20 protein-coding genes are annotated in these 23,318 nt (G+C 43.3%); 8 read left to right on the top strand and 12 right to left on the bottom strand.

Going from position 1 to position 23,318, the window contains the following annotated elements; all coding sequences use genetic code 11:
• Positions 1–32 precede the first annotated feature (32 nt).
• Positions 33–1,472: an FGGY family carbohydrate kinase gene (locus PROVRUST_RS12115; protein ID WP_006815124.1), complete on the bottom strand. Its 1,440-nt coding sequence runs from the start codon at positions 1,470–1,472 to the stop codon at positions 33–35.
• 242 nt (positions 1,473–1,714) lie between these two features.
• Here PROVRUST_RS12115 and PROVRUST_RS12110 point away from each other — a divergent pair, with 242 nt between their 5' ends.
• The 4 genes from PROVRUST_RS12110 to PROVRUST_RS12095 all read left to right on the top strand — a co-directional run bounded on the left by PROVRUST_RS12110 (position 1,715) and on the right by PROVRUST_RS12095 (position 5,623).
• Complete coding sequence (locus PROVRUST_RS12110; RefSeq protein WP_006815123.1) at positions 1,715–3,115, top strand: NAD(P)/FAD-dependent oxidoreductase; 1,401 nt, start codon at positions 1,715–1,717, stop codon at positions 3,113–3,115.
• Positions 3,112–4,341: an FAD-dependent oxidoreductase gene (locus PROVRUST_RS12105; RefSeq protein ID WP_006815122.1), complete on the top strand. Its 1,230-nt coding sequence runs from the start codon at positions 3,112–3,114 to the stop codon at positions 4,339–4,341. The genes PROVRUST_RS12110 and PROVRUST_RS12105 overlap by 4 nt, the downstream gene beginning before the upstream one ends.
• Before the next feature lie 36 nt (positions 4,342–4,377).
• Positions 4,378–5,154, top strand: coding sequence for a DeoR/GlpR family DNA-binding transcription regulator (locus PROVRUST_RS12100; protein ID WP_039855172.1), 777 nt, complete (start codon positions 4,378–4,380; stop codon positions 5,152–5,154).
• 118 nt (positions 5,155–5,272) lie between these two features.
• Positions 5,273–5,623: a DUF1937 family protein gene (locus PROVRUST_RS12095; protein WP_006815120.1), complete on the top strand. Its 351-nt coding sequence runs from the start codon at positions 5,273–5,275 to the stop codon at positions 5,621–5,623.
• A 61-nt stretch (positions 5,624–5,684) separates the two neighbouring features.
• On the opposite strand, the gene ybaL is transcribed toward PROVRUST_RS12095, so the two are convergent.
• Both ybaL and PROVRUST_RS12085 read right to left on the bottom strand, forming a co-directional pair.
• Positions 5,685–7,433 (bottom strand): YbaL family putative K(+) efflux transporter, encoded by a 1,749-nt coding sequence (gene ybaL, locus PROVRUST_RS12090; RefSeq protein ID WP_006815119.1) that lies wholly within the window; start codon positions 7,431–7,433, stop codon positions 5,685–5,687.
• 296 nt (positions 7,434–7,729) lie between these two features.
• Complete coding sequence (locus tag PROVRUST_RS12085) at positions 7,730–8,944, bottom strand: MFS transporter (protein ID WP_006815117.1); 1,215 nt, start codon at positions 8,942–8,944, stop codon at positions 7,730–7,732.
• Positions 8,945–9,199: 255 nt separating this feature from the next.
• On the opposite strand from PROVRUST_RS12085, the gene ushA reads away from it, so the two are divergent.
• The gene (gene ushA / locus PROVRUST_RS12080; RefSeq protein ID WP_006815115.1) at positions 9,200–10,870 is read left to right on the top strand and encodes a bifunctional UDP-sugar hydrolase/5'-nucleotidase UshA; all 1,671 of its coding nucleotides are present in this window, start codon (positions 9,200–9,202) and stop codon (positions 10,868–10,870) included.
• 57 nt (positions 10,871–10,927) lie between these two features.
• Here the strand turns inward: ushA and ybaK are convergent, their stop codons facing one another.
• The 4 genes from ybaK to copA form a co-directional block, all read right to left on the bottom strand.
• Positions 10,928–11,404 carry a Cys-tRNA(Pro)/Cys-tRNA(Cys) deacylase YbaK gene (gene ybaK / locus PROVRUST_RS12075; RefSeq protein WP_006815113.1) on the bottom strand — a complete coding sequence of 159 codons (477 nt, stop codon included), beginning with the start codon at positions 11,402–11,404 and terminating at the stop codon, positions 10,928–10,930.
• Positions 11,405–11,438: 34 nt separating this feature from the next.
• Entirely contained in the window at positions 11,439–12,245 is an 807-nt protein-coding gene (locus PROVRUST_RS12070) for a TraB/GumN family protein (protein ID WP_006815112.1), read from the bottom strand.
• A 159-nt stretch (positions 12,246–12,404) separates the two neighbouring features.
• Complete coding sequence (locus PROVRUST_RS12065; RefSeq protein ID WP_006815111.1) at positions 12,405–12,980, bottom strand: HdeD family acid-resistance protein; 576 nt, start codon at positions 12,978–12,980, stop codon at positions 12,405–12,407.
• Positions 12,981–13,122: 142 nt separating this feature from the next.
• Positions 13,123–15,861 (bottom strand): copper-exporting P-type ATPase CopA, encoded by a 2,739-nt coding sequence (gene copA, locus PROVRUST_RS12060; protein WP_006815110.1) that lies wholly within the window; start codon positions 15,859–15,861, stop codon positions 13,123–13,125.
• 117 nt (positions 15,862–15,978) lie between these two features.
• Between copA and cueR the strand changes: the two genes are divergently transcribed.
• Positions 15,979–16,389 carry a Cu(I)-responsive transcriptional regulator gene (gene cueR, locus PROVRUST_RS12055; RefSeq protein ID WP_039855171.1) on the top strand — a complete coding sequence of 137 codons (411 nt, stop codon included), beginning with the start codon at positions 15,979–15,981 and terminating at the stop codon, positions 16,387–16,389.
• On the opposite strand, the gene PROVRUST_RS12050 is transcribed toward cueR, so the two are convergent.
• The 5 genes from PROVRUST_RS12050 to tesA all read right to left on the bottom strand — a co-directional run bounded on the left by PROVRUST_RS12050 (position 16,343) and on the right by tesA (position 20,208).
• Positions 16,343–16,822 (bottom strand): NfeD family protein, encoded by a 480-nt coding sequence (locus PROVRUST_RS12050; protein ID WP_006815109.1) that lies wholly within the window; start codon positions 16,820–16,822, stop codon positions 16,343–16,345. The genes cueR and PROVRUST_RS12050 overlap by 47 nt on opposite strands.
• Entirely contained in the window at positions 16,819–17,763 is a 945-nt protein-coding gene (locus PROVRUST_RS12045) for an SPFH domain-containing protein (protein WP_006815108.1), read from the bottom strand. The genes PROVRUST_RS12050 and PROVRUST_RS12045 overlap by 4 nt, the downstream gene beginning before the upstream one ends.
• Before the next feature lie 13 nt (positions 17,764–17,776).
• The gene (locus tag PROVRUST_RS12040; RefSeq protein WP_006815107.1) at positions 17,777–18,634 is read right to left on the bottom strand and encodes a co-chaperone YbbN; all 858 of its coding nucleotides are present in this window, start codon (positions 18,632–18,634) and stop codon (positions 17,777–17,779) included.
• A gap of 59 nt (positions 18,635–18,693) precedes the next feature.
• Positions 18,694–19,479, bottom strand: coding sequence for an SDR family oxidoreductase (locus tag PROVRUST_RS12035; protein ID WP_039855170.1), 786 nt, complete (start codon positions 19,477–19,479; stop codon positions 18,694–18,696).
• 93 nt (positions 19,480–19,572) lie between these two features.
• Positions 19,573–20,208, bottom strand: coding sequence for a multifunctional acyl-CoA thioesterase I/protease I/lysophospholipase L1 (gene tesA / locus PROVRUST_RS12030; RefSeq protein ID WP_039855169.1), 636 nt, complete (start codon positions 20,206–20,208; stop codon positions 19,573–19,575).
• Between tesA and ybbA the strand changes: the two genes are divergently transcribed.
• Together ybbA and ybbP are read left to right on the top strand one after the other, a co-directional pair.
• The gene (ybbA, locus tag PROVRUST_RS12025) at positions 20,176–20,862 is read left to right on the top strand and encodes a putative ABC transporter ATP-binding protein YbbA (protein ID WP_006815104.1); all 687 of its coding nucleotides are present in this window, start codon (positions 20,176–20,178) and stop codon (positions 20,860–20,862) included. The two genes, tesA and ybbA, sit on opposite strands and share 33 nt — an antisense overlap.
• A complete protein-coding gene (gene ybbP / locus PROVRUST_RS12020; protein ID WP_006815103.1) occupies positions 20,859–23,306 on the top strand; it encodes a putative ABC transporter permease subunit YbbP in 2,448 nt (815 codons plus the stop codon). The genes ybbA and ybbP overlap by 4 nt, the downstream gene beginning before the upstream one ends.
• Positions 23,307–23,318: the final 12 nt, after the last annotated feature.

Below are 23,318 nucleotides of genomic sequence, written 5' to 3'. Positions count from 1 at the left end.
TAGGGTTTCCTTTCTTTTTTATTGTTGGAAAATTAATTTCTGAGCTGGCGAGAACGGGCAATAATGTCGCGATACTGTTCCATTACGCCCTGCATATTCGTGCCATCAGGGCGTGTGATACTGGTATTGCGTCTTACTGCCATGTCATGGGTGATCCCTAAACCTTTACGAGCAAGTAAGGCGGCCCCGAGAGCTGTGACTTCACGATTTGCTGGTGCTTCAATATTTTTTTGTAATAAATTGGCTAAAAACTGCTTAAAGTACTGATTTGACGATAGCCCCCCATCCACAGAAATGGATTGTCCTAATGGGGAAATCTTCTCCATTGCAAAAATAACTTCCGCAGAGCGAGCGGCAATCCCTTCTAATATCGATTGCATCATATCTTTCTTATCGGTATCTAATGAAAGCCCCGCCCACAGCCCTGCGGCACTGCGATCCCAATATGGACAACCCAAACCAGATAGCGCAGGAACAAAGGCTAAACCGCGTTTAATGGCTGATTCATCACGAAAATCGGTTAATTCATCAAAGTCATCAAATAGGCCAATTTTTCTAGCCCAATTGACGGCTGAGGCTGCGTTATAGACTCCTCCATCCAAGCCAAAAACTGGTGCCTCCCCTGGGAATTTCCAGCATAGGGTAGGCAGTAAACCTGATTCATGGGTTTGGGGAATATCATTGCCTGTTAGTGCCTGCAAGAATGCCCCAGTTCCAAAGGTAATTTTGGCATCCCCTTGATTACGGCAACCATGACCAAAGGTTCCGGCAAACTGATCAACAATAATGGCGGTGACTGGCGTGAGATGCCCATCGAGATTAATGGCACCAAAATCACCAATGTTATCGCGCAGTGGTGGTAAGCAGTGAATAGGAACACCAAAAATTTCACACAGCTGTGGATCCCATTCCAAGGTATGGATATTCAGCAGTGAGGTGCGTGATGCAGAGTTATAATCAGTGACGAACACATCGCATAATCGGTCTAGGAAAAAGGCATCCATAGTGCCAATTCGTAGACGATTTTTATCTGCAAGTGATTTTGCTCCAACGACGTTATCAATGATCCAACCCATCTTACTGGCGGAAAAATAAGGGTCTAACGGTAACCCAGATTTAGCCTGTACAATGGATTCCAATCCCGCATCTTTAAGTTTTTGAATCGTTTTTTCTGTGCGAAGATCTTGCCAAACAATTGCGTTATACAGGGGATGTTTAGTTTCAGAATCCCATGCAACAATACTTTCCCCTTGGTGACAAATACCAATCGCATCCACAACCTCACAACTATTTAGACACTTTATAATGTTGGCCAGAATCTCTTCAGGATCATGTTCCACCCAACCACTGTTCAGTGTGATCTGTTTATGAGGAATACTCATCGGAGAGTGGTAGTGACCCCCTTCTTCAAAGACGACGACCCGGGTTCCCGTTGTTCCCTGATCGATAGCGGCATAACGTTGATTGAGCATCGGTGAATTCCCCAGTGTTATAAATGTTGTTAATTGGTTTGTTTTTTTGCTTACTATCGTTTAATCGGAAATAAAATCCACAAAAAACTCACAATAACTTCTATGAATGTGAGAACTGTCACAATAAAGTAACAATGTGAGAGGTTGTTGAGTTATTCCTGTGAGTTGTGTTGTTTTAATTATTGTGATTGTGGGAATTATGTGGTTTTATGTGTTCAAGTTTGAGATTAAGGATTTCAGCCATGAATATTAATAATAAAAAAATTTGGGATGTCATTGTCATTGGCGGTGGTGTCATTGGCTGTGCGGTGACACGAAAATTCACATTGATGGGGGCCAATACGCTGCTACTAGAACGTGGCGGCGATATTCTATCTGGAGCCAGTAAGGCAAATAGCGCACTGTTACATACAGGTTTTGATGCCACACCAGGGACTTTAGAACTTGAATGTATGCAAGATGGGTATCAGGAATTCATTGATATTAGAGAAAAAATGAATTTACCATTACTCAAAACAGGGGCACTCGTCGTTGCTTGGAACGACGAGCAGCGGAGCAAATTACCCGGTATTGTAGAACAGGCGCATACAAACCATGTTCTAGATGTGGGGATGATCGATAAAGACGAACTTTATCGTCGGGAACCTCATTTAGCATCGGGGGCGCTTGCCGCAGTCGAAGTTCCTGGAGAAGCGGTCATTGACCCATGGAGTACCCCGCTGGCTTATTTAACTCAAGCCGTAAAACATGGGGCTGAATATCAGTTTCACTGCGAAGTGACCGCGGGTGAGCTAAATGAGGGAATCTGGAAATTAGTCACATCTAAAGGTGAATTTTCTGCCCGTTTAGTGATTAACTGTGCTGGAATTAATGGGGATATTGTGGAATCTATCTGCCATCCATCTCCATTTGAAATTAAGCCGCGCAAAGGGCAATTTTTAGTGTATGACAAAGCGGCAGCTGCGGATATTAATGCGATCATTTTACCTGTACCAACTGCCATCACTAAAGGCGTATTGCTCTCAAAAACTATCTTTGGCAACTTATTACTGGGGCCAACCGCAGAAGAGCAGAGTGACCGTTGGAAAGCCGAAGTAAAAGAAGACGTTCTTCAAGATTTAATTGACCAAGGCTCACGAATGCTTCCTTCGTTACATAATTACAGTGTGACGGCAACGTATGCGGGTCTTCGTCCTGCAACAGAAGAAAAACATTATCGAATTAATGATTATCCAGATAAACAGTGGATATGTGCTGGGGGAATTCGTTCGACGGGTTTAACCGCAGCGCTGGGTGTTGCTAATCACCTTGGAAAGCTTTATCAAGAAAATTTCACGCCATTATTTGAACTATCACCACCAACAGAGCTAATTTGGCCAACCATGCCAATGTTATCTGAATACGATAAACGGGACTATCAATGTAAAAGTAATGGCGGCATTGTTTGTCACTGTGAATTAGTGACTCAGCGAGAAATTGAAGCTGCATTTGACTCTGATATTCCTCCTGAGTGTTTAGGTGCTCTACGCCGTAGAACCCGGGTCATGATGGGGCGTTGCAATGGTTTTTATTGCAGCAGTCAGGTGGCTGAAATAATTAATGGTCGCTTTGACAACACATTAGCCGTGGAGGCCGTGAAATGAGTTTTAATTATGATGTGATCATTATTGGTTCTGGTCCTGCTGGAGTAGCTGCCGCGCAAACTCTACGTCGTCGTGGGATCCATAATATTGCTATTTTGGAGCGTGAAGCTCATGCAGGGGGTGTTCCTCGCCATTGCCAGCATCCTACCTTTGGCGTACTTGCCTTTAAACGCCCAATGAAAGGCAATAAATTTGCAGAGAAAATCATCAAGGATTTAGGTGATACGAGGATTTTTACTCGAAGTACAGTGACTCAATTGCAACCTAATGGTGTATTGACAGTCAGCATGCCTGAGGGCGTCGTTGAAATGCGAGGAAAACGTATTTTAATTGCGACAGGGGTACGTGAAACGCCTCGTCATCCTCGCTTGGTTTCAGGATTAAGACCTCAAGGAATATTGACGGCGGGGGCACTCCAACAATTCGTTTATCTCACGGGTAAAAAGCCGTGTTTAAATCCAGTGATTGTGGGCAGTGAGCTCGTTAGTTTCTCTGCTCTATGGACGTTAAAAAATGCGGGAGTTAAAGCTCAAGCAATGATCGAAAGTGGTGAACGAATTCTTTCGTTCAAGCCTGCAACGTTATTTGCCAAAGCCATGGGAACACCCGTTTATTTAAAGAGTAAAATCACTGAAATTGGTGGGCTAGACCGCGTTGAGTATGTGATGGTAGAAACCGCAGGAAAATCTCACAAAATAGTCTGTGACTCTGTAATTTTTACGGGGGGATTTGTTGGTGAAAATACACTGATCCGTAAAAGTCATCTTGAATATGAAGCCAGTACGGGGAAACCAAATACCGACCAATGGGGACGCTGTTCGGATGCCTGTTATTACGCTGCGGGTAATATGTTACACCCAGCGGATATGGGGGATCAGTGTTATCAGGAGGGGCTATTGACTGGCCAATATATTGCAGATGATTTACTGGCTAATCATCATAGAGAGATATCTCAGTCAGTTTGTAAATTGCCAGTACAGTTTGCCGAGCCTATCCGGTTTACGGTTCCTGCTTGTATTGATATGGCGAGTATCTCTGGCAAAAATGTTGATTTCAACATTAAAGTCAACACAGCGGTGACTGGGACTATCCGAGTTATGGCTGGAAATTCACTCCTGTATGAGAAACGCCACCGCTGTTTACCGACGCGACGTATTTTGCTGAAAAATATCGATTTAACAAAAATACAGCCGAGTGCTACTGAAATTACAGTCACTGTTGTATAGTGCTGGAAATGTTAAATGGTCAAGAAGGATTAAACTATGTGTGAAGGGCGCTCCTCTAAAGTACGACATCAAACCATCATTGAGATGCTATCTACTCAAGGGCAAGTGTATGTACAGGAGCTTGCAACACATTTTAATGTGGCGCAGGAAACTATCCGTCGAGATCTTAGCAAACTAGAAACTCAAAAATTATTGAAGAAAGTTCATGGTGGTGCGGTCAACATTCAGTCTAAATTTGAGCGTAATTTTACAGAAAGAGCGCAAGCAGCTGTCGATGAAAAAAGGGCAATTGCAGCAAAAGCCGCTGAGTTGATTAAGCCCGGTGACACGCTATTTATTGATTTTGGAACGACCACTTTTGAATTTAGCCAGCGAATTAAATTGATTGATAATATTACGGTAATTACCAATTCACCCTTATTAGCCAATACGTTGCAGGAAAATACAACGATTGAAACCATTCTCATTGGTGGTCAATTTAATGCGGCACAAAATGCCTGTTTAGGGGCAATTGCTCTGAAGAATATTACTGAGTTTTTTGCCGACTATGCAGTTATTGGCGCGGGAGCTTTCCATCCTCAACATGGCGTTATGGATCAGCATGTTGATGAAGCAGCAATAGCGCAAAAAATGATGGAAAATAGCGATAAGTTAATGGTGTTAGCGGATGGCACTAAAGCGCATAAGCATGCGATTAACTTCGTAGCTGGATGGGAGAATATTGATTTTCTAGTGACAACCAGTAAAGATTTTAAGTTTACAGAAAATAAAAAGCGTCCAAATACGAAAATTATTATTGCTGATATTCAATAGTTCATCGCAAACCACAGTACTAAAAAATTTAATTTAGCACCCCAAGGAAAATAATTAAATTATTTTTCATGGGGTTACTTTATCTAAAAATGGTCAAAAATACACACAAGGGAACCAAATGAAACTCTACTTTATTGCTTGCCCATATTCAGACCCAGATAGTGAAGTCGTAGAAATGCGCTTCCAAACGTGCACTCAATTTGCTGCTGAACTAGCGGTTAAGGGGATTGCAACGTATAGCCAAATTACGATGACCCATCCAATTAACCAATATCTAGCTTCTCAAGGGCAAAAAGTAGCTTGGTCAGAGATTGATATGGCGTTTTTAAAGCGTTGTGATGGATTGATTGTTTTAACATTACCAGGCTGGGAGAAAAGTGGTGGTGTGGCTGCTGAGATTCAATTCTTTAAAGATAAAGGTTTGCCAGTTTGGACAAATGAAGAATTTATTGAACAGTTAGTAAATTGATTTTTAAATTCAAATAAAAAAGCCGTAACTTTTAATAGGTTACGGCTTTTATTATAGGTGGTTAGTGGCTCGGTTTTAGATATTCATCTAAATTTTTACTCTCGCCTTTATTACTATCATTATCTGTAAAATCAGTAATAGTGCAGCCGAACTCTTCAATATCATTACACATTAAGGTTGCCATCGATTTCGCAATCTCATGCTCCCCAATAATAATATGGTCAGCGCCACGTTCTTTGATAAAGCTAACTTCATCATCGTAATGAGCACGAACAACAACAGTAATATTCGGATTGAGTTCTTTAGCGGTTGCGACAATCTCACCTGCTTCATAGCCATTAGGAATGGTAAGCAATAGGGATTTTGCACATTCGATACGGGCTAAGTTTAGAATTTCTTTACTGGCTCCGTTGCCTAAAATTGCACAGAAACCATTTTCAGCAAGTTCTTCAAAGCGGGCTCGAGTATCTTCAACCACCACGAGTGGAATTTCACGACGACGTAGTTTGTCTGCGAGCATACCGCCAACTCGACCATAACCAACAATCACCGCGTGGCCACAAATATTCACTGGAATTTGCGTTTCTTCTTCCAGTGTTTCTTCAAGCAGTTGTTCTTCGATAGTTTCGGTTTTTTCCAGATACTTATCCAATAAGGTGAACAATATCGGATTGAGCATGATAGAAACAATTGCACCGGCTAAGACTAAGTTTTGTGCATCTTTATCCATCACGCCAAGAGTCAGCCCCATACCAGCCAGAATAAAGGCAAACTCACCAATCTGTGCCAAGCTGACTGAAATGGTTAATGCGGTTCGCCGTGAGTGCCCGAACATTCGAACGAGTACCAACGCCGCCGCAGATTTACCAATAATGATGATGGCAAGAACCGCTAGAATTCCCAACGGTTGTTCGATGAGTACGATAGGGTCGAATAACATGCCCACAGACACAAAGAACAGTACTGCAAAAGCATCACGCAGCGGTAATGTATCTTGAGCCGCACGGTGGCTAAGCTCGGATTCATTCAGTACCATACCGGCGAAGAAAGCACCTAATGCGAATGAAGCATCAAAAATTGCGACAGCAGCATAGGCAATACCCAATGCGAGAGCTAAAACTGCAAGCGTAAATAACTCTCGGGAACCGGTTGAGGCAGTACGGGATAATATCCATGGGATAACTTTACGCCCGACTACAATCATGATCAGAATAAAGGCGACAACTTTACCAATGGTCCAAGCTAGGCTCATGGATAATTCAACAATACTGGTCTCATTGCTTTCCATAATTCCTGCAGCGGCAGGTAGGAGAACCAAGGTCAGTACCATGGCTAAGTCTTCTACGATCAGCCAGCCAATCGCAATTTGTCCACGCTGACTTTCAATCAATTGCCGCTCTTCAAGGGCGCGTAGTAATACAACGGTACTTGCTGTTGAGAGACATAGGCCAAAGACGATACCTGTAAATATCCCCCATCCGAATAACATGGATAAGCCGAGACCTAATAAGGTTGCTACAGCAATTTGGGCGATTGCACCGGGGATAGCGATGGCTTTTACAGCTAACAAATCTTTCAATGAGAAGTGCAAACCGACACCAAACATCAATAGAATGACCCCGATCTCTGCGAGTTCAGGGGCTAATGTAGTATCAGCAACAAATCCGGGGGTAAAAGGGCCAGCTAATACTCCCGCCATGAGATACCCCACAAGCGGGGATATTTTTAAGCGCTGAGCAAGCATTCCTAATAAGTATGCAAGGGCGAGACCACCAACAATGGTTGTAATTAAGGGCGTTGAATGCTCCATTTAGTCTCCTCTGGGTTATTTATGTATAAAAAGGTGGGTACATGCCTTTGACTTTCAAAATGTTGATGGTGTTTATCACCATTTTGAAACACAAATTGCATGATTTTTGTATTTTAACGGTTTTGGAGATAAATTTCTTTAAAAAAATACATTTTTTCTAAAAAAAATCGAGGTGATGGTGCTAAATCGTTACAAGATTTTCATTTTTATCATAATTGTGGGTATCTTTTGTGAAATAAATACTGGATTATCTATACTTATATTTTCATAAGTATAGATAAAATAAGGTTATAATTCTATTTATTGCTAATATTTGGTAGTAATACAGTGAAAATCCCCAGTAATGGTAAAAATGCACAGTATTGATAAACTTGCTCAATGCTGGTTTGGTCGGCAATGTACCCAAGAACGGCTGCCCCAACGCCACCCATACCAAAGGCTAGGCCAAAAAACAAACCTGAAACCATTCCTGTTTTACCTGGAATAAGCTCTTGAGCATACACGAGTATTGCGGAGAATGCTGAGGCAAGGATCATACCGATAATCACGGTGAGCACCCCAGTCCAGAATAATGAAGCGTGAGGTAAAAGTAAGGTAAACGGCGCTACGCCAAGGATTGAGAACCAAATAACATATTTGCGTCCAATCTTATCACCGATAGGACCTCCAATCATTGTTCCAGCAGCAACAGCAAATAAAAACACAAACAGGTGGATTTGGGCGTTTTGTACGGAAACGCCAAATTTATCGATTAAATAGAATGTGTAGTAGCTGCTAATACTTGCTAGATAGAAATACTTTGAGAAAATCAAAATAAGCAAAATACTCAAAGAACCGATAACGACTTTTCTTGGCAATATTTTGATATCACTAGAATTAATCGGCATTTTTTTCGCTGCACGATGCTGTTGTTTATACCAGCTACTGACTTGCAATAGAATAATGATAGCGAGCAAGGCGGCAAAGGAGAACCAACCGATATTGCCTTTGCCATACGGTTCAATAACTAAAGCAGCAAGTAGCGGGCCTAACGAAGCGCCTAGGTTTCCCCCAACTTGGAAAAAGGACTGAGCTAAGCCATGGCGGCCACCAGATGCCATACGTGCAACTCGAGAGGATTCAGGGTGAAATACCGATGACCCCGTTCCCACTAATGCCGCGGCAATTAATATCATTGGGAAAGTTTCCGCCATCGCTAGCAGCAATAACCCCGTTAAAGTAAAACCCATACCAATGGGTAATGAGTATGGCTGCGGGTGTTTATCCGTGTAGTAACCAATCACCGGCTGTAATAGTGAAGCGGTAACTTGGTAGGTCAGGGTAATCATCCCAATTTGAGCAAAACTGAGGGAGAAATCAGATTGTAGTAAAGGATAAATCGCCAGAATCAACGACTGGATCATGTCATTCAGTAAATGGGAAAAACTAATTGCAGTCAGGATACTAAAGACCGTTTTTCCTGTCTTATTCGTTGGCTTTGTTCCACTCGTTGGCGCAGTTTGCTCACTCATTTTAATAACCACTTTAGTTTGTTACGCAATTGTAACCAATATAACTAATTTAGAAATTATTGAAATGGCAATATGAGGCACTTTGTAAAATTGATTAAATAAATTATACGACTTAGATCTCATTTCTCTGCAACGGCTTTCTTATTATGCAGTAGTGCTCAGATCCTATCGTGGTTTTTGTGCTATAAGACTGTTTTCGGTGACACTCAATCCTCTACCTCATTCGTAGAAAAATTCCTCTCTCAGGGAGAATGTATGAAATTGACATTTAAGGCTTCCGCATGTGCATTGACCGTCTCTTTGGCGTTATTGCCAGCTATGATGGCAAATGCGTGGGAAAAAGATAAAACTTACAATATCACTATCTTACACACCAATGATCATCATGGTCACTTTTGGCACAACGAAAAAGGCGAGTATGGTTTAGCTGCACAAAAAACCGTTGTAGATCAAATTCGTGACGAAGTGACAAAGCAAGGTGGCAGTGTATTATTACTTTCTGGCGGTGATATTAATACCGGTGTTCCGGAATCAGATTTACAAGATGCTGAACCTGATTTTAAAGGAATGAACTTAGTGGGTTACGATGCTATGGCATTAGGTAACCATGAGTTTGATAACCCTCTAGAGGTATTAAAACAGCAAGAAAAATGGGCAACCTTCCCATTCTTATCAGCCAATATTTATCAGACCAGTACTGGCAAACGCCTATTTAAGCCTTATCAGGTTTTTGATAAGCAAGGGGTGAAAATCGCAGTTCTTGGCTTAACAACAGATGATACGGCCAAGATTGGTAACCCAGCTAACTTCCCTGATGTGGAATTCCGAGTTCCAGCAGCAGAAGCCAAGAAAGTGGTTGAAGAGCTGCGTGCGACAGAGAAGCCAGATATTATTATCGCCGCAACCCATATGGGACATTATGACAATGGTAATCATGGTTCTAATGCCCCTGGTGATGTAGAAATGGCTCGTAGCTTACCGGAAGGATATTTAGACATGATAGTGGGTGGCCACTCACAAGATCCTGTTTGTATGTCCCAAGAGAACAAAAACTATAAACAAGAAGAGTATGTTCCGGGAACAGCATGCGCGCCAGATAACCAAAATGGGACTTGGATTGTTCAAGCCCATGAATGGGGTAAATATGTCGGTCGTGCAGATTTTGAATTTAAAAATGGCAAATTCACATTAAAACACTACCAGTTAATCCCGATTAACTTGAAGAAGAAAGTGAAGAAAGACGATGACACAACGGAATATGTCTATTACACCCAAGAAATCGCACATAATCCAGAAATGACCAAATTACTGACACCATACCAAGATAAAGGTGACCAGCAACTAGGCGTCAAAGTGGGGTCCGTGGATGGGAAATTAGTCGGTGACCGCAATAAAGTTCGTTTTGAACAGACCAATATGGGGCATTTATTGCTGGCGGCACAAAAAGAGCGTGCAGGGGCTGATTTCGCTATCATGAGTGGTGGCGGTGTACGTGACTCTATCGAGAGTGGCGATATCACCTACAAAGATGTATTAAAAGTACAGCCATTTGCAAATGAGTTGGTATATGTCGACTTTAAAGGCGAGGAAGTCCTCCCTTACTTGCAAGCCGTTGCAAATATGAAGCCAGACTCAGGTGCGTATGGGCAGTTTTATAATGTCTCACTTACGCTGAATGCCGATGGTAGCATTAGTGATGTGAAAATCGATGGCAAGCCTGTTGATAAGAACAAAACATACCGTATGGCGACATTAAACTTTAATGCGATTGGCGGTGATGGCTATCCACCAATCGATAATCATCCAAACTATGTCAATACAGGCTTTGTCGATGCGGAAGTGCTCAAAGGCTATATTGAGAAACATTCGCCATTAAAAGTGGCAGATTATGAACCGAAAGGTGAAATTGTTTATAAAAATAAATAATGGATAATCTGTACTCAAAAGCCCCTTGATTGGGGCTTTTTGATTCAATGGGGTGAATTAATCTTTTTTAATCTCGGCAAACGTTGCATTTAGGACGCTCGCTAAATCATTTGGTGCAAGCTCTAAATCTAGCCCACGTTTTCCACCAGAAATAAACATCGTAGCAAACTCTTGAGCTTGGCTATCAATCACGGTCGGAAGCCGCTTCTTTTGCCCCAATGGGCTAATACCACCAAGCAAATAACCCGTGGTTTTTTGTGCAATTTGCGGGTCAGCCATTTCGACTTTTTTGACTTTAAAGACTTTGGCGACCAGTTTCAAATCGAGTTGACCAGAAACTGGTGTAACAGCAACGGCCAACGTTTTTTGATCCCCATTAAGTGCAACTAATAAGGTTTTAAAAACCTGTTTTGCATCTAACCCCAATTTTTGAACTGCTTCATCCCCAAAGTTATTTTCATTGGGATCATGGTCATAAGGATGGAGCGTGAATTTAATTTTCTGTTTTTCGAGTAACTTGACTGCTGGCGTCATAATTATACCTTTTATTTTTCAATGACCGTGTTTATTAACTATCGTTGCGTAAATAATCAATCAGACTATGTTCACCAAACAGGTGTAAGGCACCCACTGCCACGACATAGTTGCCATTAGGTAATGTTTTCAATTTATCTGCCCATTCCTGATTTCGACGCGTCATCAGCACATTATAAACGTCTTCACTGAAGGTATTGGGTAATGTAGCGCAATGTTCAGGTTGATAATCTAGCCACCAGCTAATCATCGTTTGCAGTGAACGTGCATTAGTGCGCCAATGCACTAAGGTATCTTGCAATAGCGGCAAACCTTGATCTGGAAGTTGCAGTAATAATTCTATCTGTGCCGCGGTGCCTTCTAGCTCAATAATCGGCTTTTGCTGTGATTGAACATTACGAATTAATTGATAATCAATACCGTAGTGACCGCGTAATCCTAACCCTTGAGCCTGTGTTGCCTGCATGACTAACGCTACTTGCCAAGATGGCAAGTGGTCAAATTGATCTGAGGATTGGCGAATTTCTTGGCAATACTGTAAAAACAGAGAATATTCACCGTCTGTCAGCCGTTGGCGTATTGGTGAAATCGGTGTAGTGGGCGCTGGAAACGAGGTTTGGGTATCCGTGATATCAGCCTCAACGATTAAACCATCTGCGTGATTAAGCTTATCCAATAAAATGGTGGAGAGAGGGAACATGGTTTCAGTTCCCATATGGATGCTACCCACAATGTGCAGTTTTAGTTGATTGGAAAGGCGGACATCAATTGCAGGGTAGGGATAAACAGGGGCAGTGCCAGTATACAGCCAGTTTTTGAGGTTTTTGAAAAACGTTCCCATATTCTAGTCATCCCTAGATTACGAATTAGAATAATAGGTTAAACAATCTTGCGGGGATTTGCGAATGGCTAGACAAAATAAAACACTTTTTACATAAACTATAAAAAACGCGCTGTACTGATAGCCAGTAAAGCGCGTTGTGAATCTCAATCTTAGGGATTATTCAGCTTTGCGTTTGAACAAGCTTAATAAAGAGAATAAACCGAAGGCACTAAAAATCATTTCAATACCGATTAAGGTTGTTAGAAGTGCAATTGAGGTAATAGGACCATTGCCAATTAATAAGTAAGCAATGAAGAAATCTAAGATACCAATAATCAATTGAACCCAACCAGCGGCAGATTTAATTTGTTGAAAACCTGAATATAGGCGAAGGATACCCCCGAAGATAAACAGGGCAGCAATGATAATCGCCATCGCAATTAAGCCTTGTAAAGGCTCTTTAATGAAAGCATAACCGACGATGCAGTAAATAATACCGATCACAAAACCAAATAAACGCGACCAGCCTGTATAGATGGCTGAGCTTAAAATACTAACAATAGCGCCCACGCCACTTAAAATTAATAATACGCCGACGATAGCACTGACGACAATTCCCGATGCCATTGGGTTGAGTAGGCAGACTATGCCTCCCAGTAGTAGCAGTACCGCTAGGACGATCAGCGTATTACGCTGTTTTTTCATATCGCCACTGGCTAAGCTCAATAGTTTTTCGCGATTAATATTTAACATGGAACCCTCAAACAGTAAAAATAATTAAATTCACTTAATTATAGACTACTTATATTAAATTAACTGAGGTATTCGAGCGATTAATTGAGATGAATCAAAGAGAAAAAAGTCACCCTGATGAACTCAAGGTGACTTGGCGGGATTATTTTTCAGGTTTAAAGCGCAGTAAGCGGTTGGCATTACTGACTACGGTAATTGAGGAGAGTGCCATTGCTGCCCCGGCAACGACCGGATTAAGTAATGTTCCGGTGAGTGGATATAAAATCCCTGCGGCAATCGGGATCCCCAATGAATTGTAGACAAAGGCGCCAAATAGGTTCTGTTTCATATTGCGCAATGTACCTTTTGAAATCGACACTGCATCGGCAACACCGTGTAAACTTTGACGCATTAAAGTAATGGATGCAGTTTCAATTGCGATATCACTACCGCCACCCATCGCAATCCCCACATCAGCACGAGCTAGGGCAGGCGCATCGTTGATCCCATCACCGACCATTGCTACTCGATGACCTTTTGCTTGCAGCGCTTCGATTGCGGCGGATTTGCCGTCTGGCATGACGCCTGCAATCACTTCGTCAATTCCGGCTTCCTTAGCGATGGCATTCGCAGTAACTGGGTTGTCGCCAGTTAACATGACCAAGCGGAAACCTTGCTTATGCAAACGGGTTAGGGCGCTAATACTGTCTTCACGTAGTGGATCACGGATCGATAACAGTGCCGCAATTTTTCCATCTACAGCCAGTAATACAGGAGTTACCCCCAAAGACGCTTGCTGATGCAAGATCTCTTCAATAGGGCGGGTATCAATCTGGCTCTGTGTTAACAGTTTTTGGTTACCCAGTAGCACCGTTTTCCCATCAACGAGGGCGGTGACGCCTAACCCCGCTAACGTTCTAAATTGCGCATTGGCTGGGATATCCAACGCTTTTGCACGGCTGAGGATGGCACGAGCTAATGGGTGATTTGAACCGCTTTCTAACGATGCCGCTAGCTGTAAAGCTTCTTGCTCACTGAATTCGTTGAATAGATGAATATCGGTGACTTGAGGCATACCTTCGGTCAGGGTACCGGTTTTATCGAACACAATGGTATCGAGGTTGCTAGCTTGTTGTAACGCATCGGCATCACGCACCAACACGCCAAACTCAGCGGCTCGACCTACACCAGAGATAATTGACATCGGAGTCGCAAGGCCAAGAGCACAAGGACAAGCGATGATTAACACGGTTGTCGTGATAACCAGTGCATAGGTGATTTGCGGTGCAGGACCAACAAAATACCAGATAGCCCCTGAAATCACTGCAATAGCCACAACAACGGGAACAAATACAGCTGAAATTCGGTCAGCCAATTGTCCAATTTGTGGTTTACTACTTTGTGCCTGACGAACCAGATAAATAATTCGAGCTAAGGTTGTTTGGCTACCCACCGCCGCCGCACGAAACAGAACTGTACCATCTTGTACGACAGTTCCTGCATGGACTTGATCACCTTTACTTTTTTGTTGAGGGATCGGTTCACCAGTCAGCATAGCTTCATCTAACCAGACTTCGCCTTCAATAATTTCACCATCCACGGGGACACGGTCGCCTGTTGCTAAGCGCAGGATCATGCCTTTTTTCACTTGCTCTAGAGGCATGTCTACTTCGCCTTGATCGGTGACAACTCTGGCGGTTGGCGGTGTTAAGTCTAATAATCGTTCAAGGGCTTTGGATGAGCGCTGACGTGCCCGTTGCTCTAAAGCGTGACCTAAGTTAATTAGACCGATGATCATGGCGCTTGCCTCATAATAGAGGTGACGCGCTTGGTCTGGGAACATATCTGGCCACAGGTTAACCACGATGGAATAGAGCCAAGCAGCGCCCGTACCCAAGGCAACTAAGGTATCCATCGTGGCACTACCATTTTTCAGGCTTTGCCATGCGTTCTTGTAGAAATGCCCACCAGCAAATACCATGACTAACAGGGTTAACACCCCGATAGTGAGCCAAATGTTGTTGTTTTCGGCAGTGAGCATCATGTTATCGCCGATCATGCCCCAAATCATCACAGGGACACCAAGGGCGAGAGCTAGAGCAGATTGCCAACGGAAGCGACGCATATTAGCTTGAGCCACTTCTTGCTGGCGCTCACGACGCTTAGCTTCATCTTGGATCATTTCTGCGCCGTAGCCAGCTTTGACCACCGCAGCAATCAAGTCATCAGGATTGGCTGTTCCTGTAATCAATGCGCTACGTTCTGCGAGGTTTACCCGAGCGTTTTCGACGCCGGGAACGCTACTTAATGCTTTTTGAACTTTATTTACACAGCTTGCACAGGTCATGCCATCTAATAACAATTGAATGCTATCATCAGCAGGATTGATTTCAGGTTGTTCACCTAAATCAGATTCTTGAGCCGGAATATCACAAATTGCCGCTGAATCCGTTTCCGGTTGTTCAACTGATGTCATCAGCGGCTCAGTTTTTGGGGAATTACCCTCTTCTTGGGCAAGTGTTGCGTGATAGCCCGCAGCCTCAACAGCAGCAATTAAATCTGCGGCTGGCGCAGAACCATACACTTTAGCCACTTTGGTATCGACATCAGCAACAGCAACACCGTCAACCGCTTCTAACGCTTGCTGAGTTTTTCCTGCGCATTTCATGCAGCTTAATCCTGATAGCTGAAGTTCAACATCAGGCGTCGTCGCAATAACGGCTTCATAGCCAGCATCGGTAATTGTGGCAATTAAATCTTCTGCTTTAGCATCACTTTCGATGACTGCGTATTCGATGGTTACTTTCAGATTAGTGACATCACCACGGGCCTCGAGTGCTTTTGTCACGGAGCCAACACAGTGCATGCAGCTTAAGCCTTGCAGGGCTAGTATAGTTTTCATTTTTGATTCTCCGAGCCCTTAAATAAAACGGGGCTATAATTTGTACATAAAATCAGTCTATAATCCGCTATGTTGTTAAGGTTAAACCCTCCCACAAGGGTAAGGTCAAGGGGAATTATGAATATCAGTGAAATTGCCAAAAAAACGGGTCTGACAGCAAAAGCGATTCGTTTTTATGAAGATAAAAGTTTGATTACGCCCCCTGAGCGTGGCGACAACGGGTATCGATATTATAAAGATAGGCATCTTGATGAGCTGATGCTATTAAAACAAGCTAAAGATGTTGGATTCACGCTGGAAGAGTGTGGTGAATTGCTTGGATTATTTCGTAACCCTAGCCGTCATAGTTCTGATGTGAAAAGTGCCACCATGGCTAAAATCGATGAGATTCAACAGACGATTACCAAGTTACTGTCGATTCGCAATACGTTGCAGGAGTTAGTGGATGCCTGCCCCGGTGATGATGGGGCAGACTGTCCGATTATTGACCACTTGGCGCGTGGCTGCTGTCATCAGAGTAAGGCTTAACTTTTAACGTAATTCCATCCACCGCAATCACTTCGACTTCAGTGTCTGCTTTCAGGGGAATTTCGCTATAAATACGCCAGCTACCATCGGCTAAACGTACTCGGCTAAATCCCTCTTCGGTATCCGTTAATAAGCGGGCTTTAATACCAATCAGCTGGTGGCTTATTTGGTTGACATCATCAGCTTTACTCTCTTTACGGTGACTTAGCCATTTCCGCCACAAGACCGCAGAAACCACGGTAAATACCGCAAACAAGATGCCTTGCCATTCCCAACCGAGGAATGGCATTGCCCATGCGATGATCCCAACGGCTACAGCTGCAATACCTGACCACAGCAAGTAGCCTCCAGTACCCAGAAGTTCACCAATCAGCAGTAAACCACCTAGACACAGCCAAAACCATGCGGGTTGAGTGCTGATAAGTTCTATCATGCTTTTTCCTGTTTCTTAATATCGCTGGCTTTTTTGCTTTCGCCAATAAGCTCAGTGATCCCGCCGATAGCGCCCATCAGATTGCTGGCTTCTAATGGCATCATGATAACCTTGCTGTTTGATGCAGAGCCAATGCTAGTGAGTGCATCAGTATATTTTTGTGCAACAAAGTAGTTAATTGCTTGCATATTACCTGCGGCAATAGCATCAGAAACCATTTGAGTTGCTTTGGCTTCAGCTTCCGCGGCTCTTTCACGGGCTTCAGCTTGTAAGAATGCAGACTGGCGTTCACCTTCAGCTTTTAAAATTTGTGATTGTTTTTCACCTTCGGCTTTTAAGATTGCCGCCTGGCGAATACCTTCAGCTTCTAGAATGTCAGCGCGTTTGGTTCGTTCTGCTTTCATCTGAGCATTCATCGCACTAACTAATTCTTTTGGTGGTCTAACATCACGAATTTCAATACGGGTAATTTTTACGCCCCATGGATTGGTTGCTTCATCCACAACGTGCAATAAACGACCATTGATGGAATCACGTTGAGATAACATTTCATCGAGTTCCATGGCACCAAGAACGGTACGAATGTTCGTCATGATCAGGTTTAGAATAGATAATTCTAAATTACTAACTTCATATGCAGCGCGTACGGGATCAATAACCTGAATAAAACACACCGCATCAATGGTGACGTTGGCGTTATCGCGTGAGATAACTTCTTGCGATGGAATATCAAGGACTTGTTCCATCATATTGATACGACGACCAATTCTGTCCATAAAAGGCACTAAAAGATGCAGCCCCGGCTGTAACGTACGGGTATAGCGGCCAAAACGTTCAACAGTCCATTGAAAGCCTTGAGGTACGGTTTTTACACAAGTAAAAACAATAACCAAGGCGACGAAGATAATAATCGGTATAGCACCAAACGCGAACAAATCCATAGGTAATCCTTAACTAGTAAAGTAATGAATAAACGTGGCGACGGTACTTGCTGGCAAGTGCATCCCCCGTTCCCATTGCTGACATGATATCCATCATGGTTTTTCTGACTGCACCTTCTCCGGCGTTAAGGTCTTTACGTAAAAAGGCCAGTAACATTTCTAAGGCTTCTTCATTGCGGTTAACTTCATGAAGTTTTAATGCCAGTTGAACGGCCAAAGTGGTGTTTTCAGGATTTTGGTTAAATTCTTGCTGCAATTGCTGAATTTCAGGAGTGTCTGCCGCTTTTTTCATGAGTTCGATTTGTGCAACCAAACCTTGGTAACGGCTATCTTTATCTTGCATTGGTACGGTGGCTAGCAGTGTTTCTGCATCATCCACTAAATTAAGTGCAATTTGTGTTTCGGCTAATAAAAAGGTGATATCGCTATTTTTAGGAGCCAGCTGGTTTGCTTCTTTAAGTAATGGCAGGGCTTCTTGAAGTTTGCCTTCTGCAATAAACTCAGCTGCTTGCGCCGCTTTTAACTCTTCAGGGCTTGGCAGTACACGAGATAGAATTTGCAATACGGCATCTTCGGGTTGTGGACCTTCAAATCCATCAACAGGGCGGCCGTCTTTCAGGACATACACTGTGGGGACACCTTTAAGACCAAACTGGCTCGCAACCATCTGTTCTTCATCACAGTTAACTTTAGCGAGGATAAACAACCCAGCATAATCATTGGCAATACGCTCGAGCATCCCAGTAAATTCTAAGCTTTGTGGGCTACGAGGTGACCAAAAATAGAACATCACTGGGATGTTCATGGACTGTTCGATGATTTGATGTAGATTGGTTTCGTTAATATCAATAATTTGTGCGTTATCAAACATAAAATATCTCTTTTAAATTCGTTATTAATGTCGTTTAAATGGGGGCTTTTTCTGGTTTTTCAATCTTTTTTGCCCGGATTTGCCAGTATTTTATCCATTAATTTGTCTGGCAATATGCGTTTTAGTATACGCACAAAAACGGTTAATAATGTGACGGAGTAACGGACACGAGGGCGTGGGCTTTCTAATGCTAGAATCAGCTTTTCAACCACATGCTCTGGATTTAACGTAAACCGCGCTGCAATTCCCGGATTTTTTATTGGCTTATCTTGTTGTGTTTGTGCCACATTCTGGGTAAATGCACTGTGAATAGGGCCGGGTTCAATCAAACTAACATGGATTCCAGAGCCCTTTAATTCTAAACGCAATGCGTCGGACCAAGCTTCTAACGCATATTTGCTGGCAGCGTAAGCACCGCGACCTGGTGTAGAAATAATTCCCATTACTGAACTGGTTTGCACTATCCTGCCTTCATGGTGGGGTAGCATGGCGGGGAGGAGTAAGAAGGTCAATTGGTGGACTCCGAAAAAATTCGTAGAGAATTGAGATTCTAACTGCTGACGGCTAACGGTATTTAGTGGCCCATAGACCCCAAATCCCGCATTGTTAAATAATCCGAAAAGTCGTCCTTGGCAAAGTGCTAAAATTTGCTGGGCCGCAGTTTCAACACTGTCTGAGTCATCTAAATCAAGCGCGACAGTATCAAATCCAAGCTCTTGTAAACGTTGGATATCCGTCTGTTTTCGGCAGGTGGTGATGACGTGATAACCTCGTTGACGTAGTGTTTGCGCTGCACATAAGCCTATTCCGCTGGAAGCCCCCGTCACTAATACTGTTTTTTGCATAACTTTACCTACTGTAGGCTTAATTTTCGCTATCATACTGGTTGAGCAATAAAGTCTCTCGATCTATTGGACTTTTATTGGTTAACCGGACTTTTATTTATTAAGTAAGTACGGTGTGAGCTGTTTTTCCATGAAATCAGCAATAGATGGCTGAGCCTCTGCGGTTGGATGAATGCCATCAGGTTGGATCCATTCTGGTTTGGTAATGACGCTCTCCATAAAAAAGGGTAGCAAAGGAATTTGATTTTTTTCAGCTAATGTTGGGTAAACTTTTTCAAAGCTGGAAGTATAGCGCCTGCCATAGTTGGGAGGGATACGAATTTGCATTAAGAGCGGTTTAGCACCATTTTGCTCTATTTGGTCGATAATCTGTTGTAATGTAATCTCTAATTGCTCTACAGATAATCCTTGTAAACCATCATTAGCACCTAATTCAATTAATACCCAATTAGGTTTGTGTTGTGCCAGTAAGGCGGGTAGGCGTTCTAAGCCTTGAGTAGCGGTATTCCCGCTAATGCTGCCATTAACTACAAGAATTGGCGGAGAATGTTTCTGCCAGCGTTCGGCAAGCAAAGTGGCCCAAGCCTGCTCTGCCGGTAAACGATAGCCTGCACTTAAGCTATCCCCCAGAATTAATAGTTTTGTGGCTGCTAGAGTTTGTCCGCTGGCGGTCAATAACAGGAGAAAAACCAATATATGTCGGCGCAAAATATTCTTGAAGTTCATCATCTCATTAAACGTGTTGGTCAAGGTGAACATGAACTGACTATATTGCAAGGAGTGGAGCTAATTGTCGAGTCCGGTCAGACAATTGCCCTAATTGGCGAGTCGGGTTCTGGAAAATCAACGTTACTGGGTATTATTGCCGGGTTAGATGATGGTTCGAGCGGCAGCGTGCATTTGTTAGGGCAAGACCTCACTAATATGGATGAAGAGCAACGTGCGCGCTTACGTGCGGAGAGTGTGGGATTTGTTTTTCAATCTTTTATGTTAATTCCAACCTTGAATGCCCTTGAAAATGTTCAACTTCCCTCCTTATTAAGAGGGGAATCAGAGGCTAAAAGTCATCAACAAGCCGTTAATTTACTGACGGATTTAGGGTTAGGTAATCGATTGAAGCATATGCCAGCACAACTTTCCGGTGGTGAACAGCAGCGTGTGGCATTGGCGAGAGCATTCAATGGTCAGCCAAAAATCTTATTTGCCGATGAGCCGACAGGAAACCTCGATCGTCAAACTGGGGATAAAATTGCTGATTTACTGTTTGCCATGAATAAAGAGCACGGAACGACGCTGATTCTGGTAACTCATGATAATGAACTAGCCTCACGTTGCCAACGCCGGTTGCGCTTGGTGGACGGGTTATTGAGGGAAGAGTCATGATTTGGCGCTGGTTTTGGCGTGAATGGAAAACGCCATCATTATTAATTGTTTGGTTAGCATTAACCTTGGCGGTGGCGTGTGTGCTCGCATTGGGGCGTATTAGCGATCGCATCGAAAATAGTATGAGTTACCAGAGCCAAGAACTCCTCGCAGGGGATTTAGTGCTGCGCTCCTCTCATCCCTCTGACCCTCAATGGTTAAATACGGCTCAACAAGCAGGTTTAAATCACAGCCAGCAAATTTCCTTTTCCACAATGGCGTATTCGACAGAGGATGAAAATGGTCGACCTCAATTGGTGTTAGTGAAAGCTGCGGATGCTAGCTACCCTTTATACGGTGGGTTAGTGACTGAGCCCGCAGGCTTAAAACCGACCAAAGGACAAATTTTAGTTGCGCCACGCCTATTGGAATTACTGAATTTAAAAATTGGCGAGCAAATTGACATTGGAGATGCCACATTAACGGTTTCTGGTGCATTAATTCAGGAACCTGATAGCGGGTTTAATCCATTCCAAATTGCCCCTCGTGCATTGATTTCTATTGAAGATGCCGCTCAAACGGGGGCTATCCAACTTGGTAGCCGTTTAACGTATCGGGATATGTTCGCTGGAGATCGACAAATAATCGATACTTTTAAGCAGCAATACGATTCACAGTTAAGAAGCGACCAACGATGGTATACCTTAGATGATGATAGTGGTGCAGTCGGTAAGACGTTTAAGCGTGCACAACAATTTTTATTACTTTCTGTATTACTAACCTTGCTACTGGCGATCGCTGCGGTGGTGGTATCGATGAACCATTATTGTCGTAGCCGCCATCAACTTATTGCAGTGATGAAAACGTTGGGAGCAGGGCGGAGCGCGCTACGTAAATGGATCATTGGTCAATGGCTGGTGATCTTAGTCGCCGCGGCATTATTGGGATCATTGCTAGGACTCGCATTTGAAGGGATCTTGATGCAGATATTGAGTGCGATGCTACCTAAAGCATTACCCAGTGCGAGTTTATGGCCGTGGGTTTGGTCTGTGGCAACGTTGTTTATTATCGCCATTATCGTCGGGATCCGACCTTACTATCAGATGATGGGAACGCAACCATCTCGGGTATTACGTGAAGATGCTCAGTCACCGATTTGGCCGCTGTATTATTATCTCCCGATAGTTACGTTAATTGTGGTGGGGGGATTATTCCTGTTTGCTGGAGTAAATCCGCTGCTGTGGTCAATTTTGCTAGGGATTGTCGTTGTGGCAGTTTTGCTCGCCCTGATTGGCTGGATAGGCTTATGGCTATTACGCAAAATACGTTTTCGCCAGCTCAGCTTACGTTTATCGGTGAGCCGATTACTACGTCAGCCTTTGCAAACAATCACTCAAATGAGCGCTTTTTCACTTTCATTTATGCTATTGGCGTTGTTGATTTTGGTTCGTGGTGATTTATTGGATCGCTGGCAGCAGCAGTTACCTGCGGATAGTCCCAACTATTTTCTGATCAATATGACTGAGTCGCAGCTAGTGCCTGTGACGCAGTTATTGAAGCAGTATCAGGTGACGCCGACAGAATTTAATCCAGTCGTTTTAGCGCGTTTATCGGAGATCAATGATCAATCCGCAATAGAATGGGCCGACGCACGGGATCCTAATAATAATACGGTAAGACGCGAACTGAGCTTAACGTGGCAATCGGTGCTTCCTCCAGCCAATGAATTGGAGCAAGGAAGCTGGCCACCAAAAGCGGGGGAGGTTTCCATTGAGCAAACCGTGGTGAAAGAGTTAGGGTTAAAAATTGGCGATAAGCTGACATTTAATGCAGGATCGCAACTATTTACAGCAAAGGTGAGCAGCATTCGTAAGGTCGATTGGGAGAGTTTACGACCTAATTTTTACTTTATCTTTGCTGAAGAAACGTTATCTCCAATGCCTGCAACGTGGTTGAGTAGCTTCCATTATGAAGGAGATGGTCAACTGTTAACCCAATTGAGCCATCAATATCCAACGATTAATGTTTTGGATACAGGAGCGATAATTACCCAAATTCAACAGATTTTACAGCAGGTTAGTCAAGCTTTAGAGGTCATGGTGGTGTTAGTGATTTTCTGTGGTTTGTTACTGTTACTGGCGCAAATTCAAGTGGGTATGAGTCAACGTGAGCGTGAATTAGTTGTTTACCGAACGTTGGGGGCGAGCAAAAAATTGATGCGCCGCACACTATGGAGTGAGTTTGCACTTCTCGGTTTGATGGCAGGATTAGCAGCAGCATTTGGCGCAGAGGTCGCATTGTGGTTATTACAAACTCAAGTGTTTGATTTCCCATGGCAACCGGAATGGCGTATTTGGGTATTATTGCCATTATGTGCTGCGCTATTACTTTCTATTTGCGGTAGTTGGTTGGGGCTAAGGTTACTTGGCACCGGAAACCAACATCGTAGATTGCCAAATAGTTAAAAATATGATGGA

It is taken from the genome of Providencia rustigianii DSM 4541, from assembly GCF_000156395.1.
In the GTDB taxonomy this organism is placed as follows: Bacteria; Pseudomonadota; Gammaproteobacteria; order Enterobacterales; family Enterobacteriaceae; genus Providencia; species Providencia rustigianii.
The sequence above is the reverse complement of the archived record's forward strand: the minus strand, read 5'-3'. Positions and strand labels throughout refer to the sequence as shown.

Excerpts from the sequence above, each read along its gene's own strand:
- PROVRUST_RS12065 (WP_006815111.1), bottom strand. The coding sequence starts at position 12,980 with ATGTTAAATATTAATCGCGAAAAACTATTGAGCTTAGCCAGTGGCGAT.
- ybbP (WP_006815103.1), top strand. The coding sequence starts at position 20,859 with ATGATTTGGCGCTGGTTTTGGCGTGAATGGAAAACGCCATCATTATTA.
- ushA (WP_006815115.1), top strand. The coding sequence starts at position 9,200 with ATGAAATTGACATTTAAGGCTTCCGCATGTGCATTGACCGTCTCTTTG.
- PROVRUST_RS12085 (WP_006815117.1), bottom strand. The coding sequence starts at position 8,944 with ATGAGTGAGCAAACTGCGCCAACGAGTGGAACAAAGCCAACGAATAAG.
- PROVRUST_RS12035 (WP_039855170.1), bottom strand. The coding sequence starts at position 19,479 with ATGCAAAAAACAGTATTAGTGACGGGGGCTTCCAGCGGAATAGGCTTA.
- ybaL (WP_006815119.1), bottom strand. The coding sequence starts at position 7,433 with ATGGAGCATTCAACGCCCTTAATTACAACCATTGTTGGTGGTCTCGCC.
- PROVRUST_RS12095 (WP_006815120.1), top strand. The coding sequence starts at position 5,273 with ATGAAACTCTACTTTATTGCTTGCCCATATTCAGACCCAGATAGTGAA.
- ybaK (WP_006815113.1), bottom strand. The coding sequence starts at position 11,404 with ATGACGCCAGCAGTCAAGTTACTCGAAAAACAGAAAATTAAATTCACG.
- PROVRUST_RS12045 (WP_006815108.1), bottom strand. The coding sequence starts at position 17,763 with ATGGATTTGTTCGCGTTTGGTGCTATACCGATTATTATCTTCGTCGCC.
- ybbA (WP_006815104.1), top strand. The coding sequence starts at position 20,176 with ATGTCGGCGCAAAATATTCTTGAAGTTCATCATCTCATTAAACGTGTT.
- PROVRUST_RS12070 (WP_006815112.1), bottom strand. The coding sequence starts at position 12,245 with ATGGGAACGTTTTTCAAAAACCTCAAAAACTGGCTGTATACTGGCACT.
- PROVRUST_RS12040 (WP_006815107.1), bottom strand. The coding sequence starts at position 18,634 with ATGTTTGATAACGCACAAATTATTGATATTAACGAAACCAATCTACAT.
- PROVRUST_RS12110 (WP_006815123.1), top strand. The coding sequence starts at position 1,715 with ATGAATATTAATAATAAAAAAATTTGGGATGTCATTGTCATTGGCGGT.
- tesA (WP_039855169.1), bottom strand. The coding sequence starts at position 20,208 with ATGATGAACTTCAAGAATATTTTGCGCCGACATATATTGGTTTTTCTC.
- PROVRUST_RS12105 (WP_006815122.1), top strand. The coding sequence starts at position 3,112 with ATGAGTTTTAATTATGATGTGATCATTATTGGTTCTGGTCCTGCTGGA.
- copA (WP_006815110.1), bottom strand. The coding sequence starts at position 15,861 with ATGAAAACTATACTAGCCCTGCAAGGCTTAAGCTGCATGCACTGTGTT.
- PROVRUST_RS12050 (WP_006815109.1), bottom strand. The coding sequence starts at position 16,822 with ATGATAGAACTTATCAGCACTCAACCCGCATGGTTTTGGCTGTGTCTA.
- cueR (WP_039855171.1), top strand. The coding sequence starts at position 15,979 with ATGAATATCAGTGAAATTGCCAAAAAAACGGGTCTGACAGCAAAAGCG.
- PROVRUST_RS12115 (WP_006815124.1), bottom strand. The coding sequence starts at position 1,472 with ATGCTCAATCAACGTTATGCCGCTATCGATCAGGGAACAACGGGAACC.
- PROVRUST_RS12100 (WP_039855172.1), top strand. The coding sequence starts at position 4,378 with ATGTGTGAAGGGCGCTCCTCTAAAGTACGACATCAAACCATCATTGAG.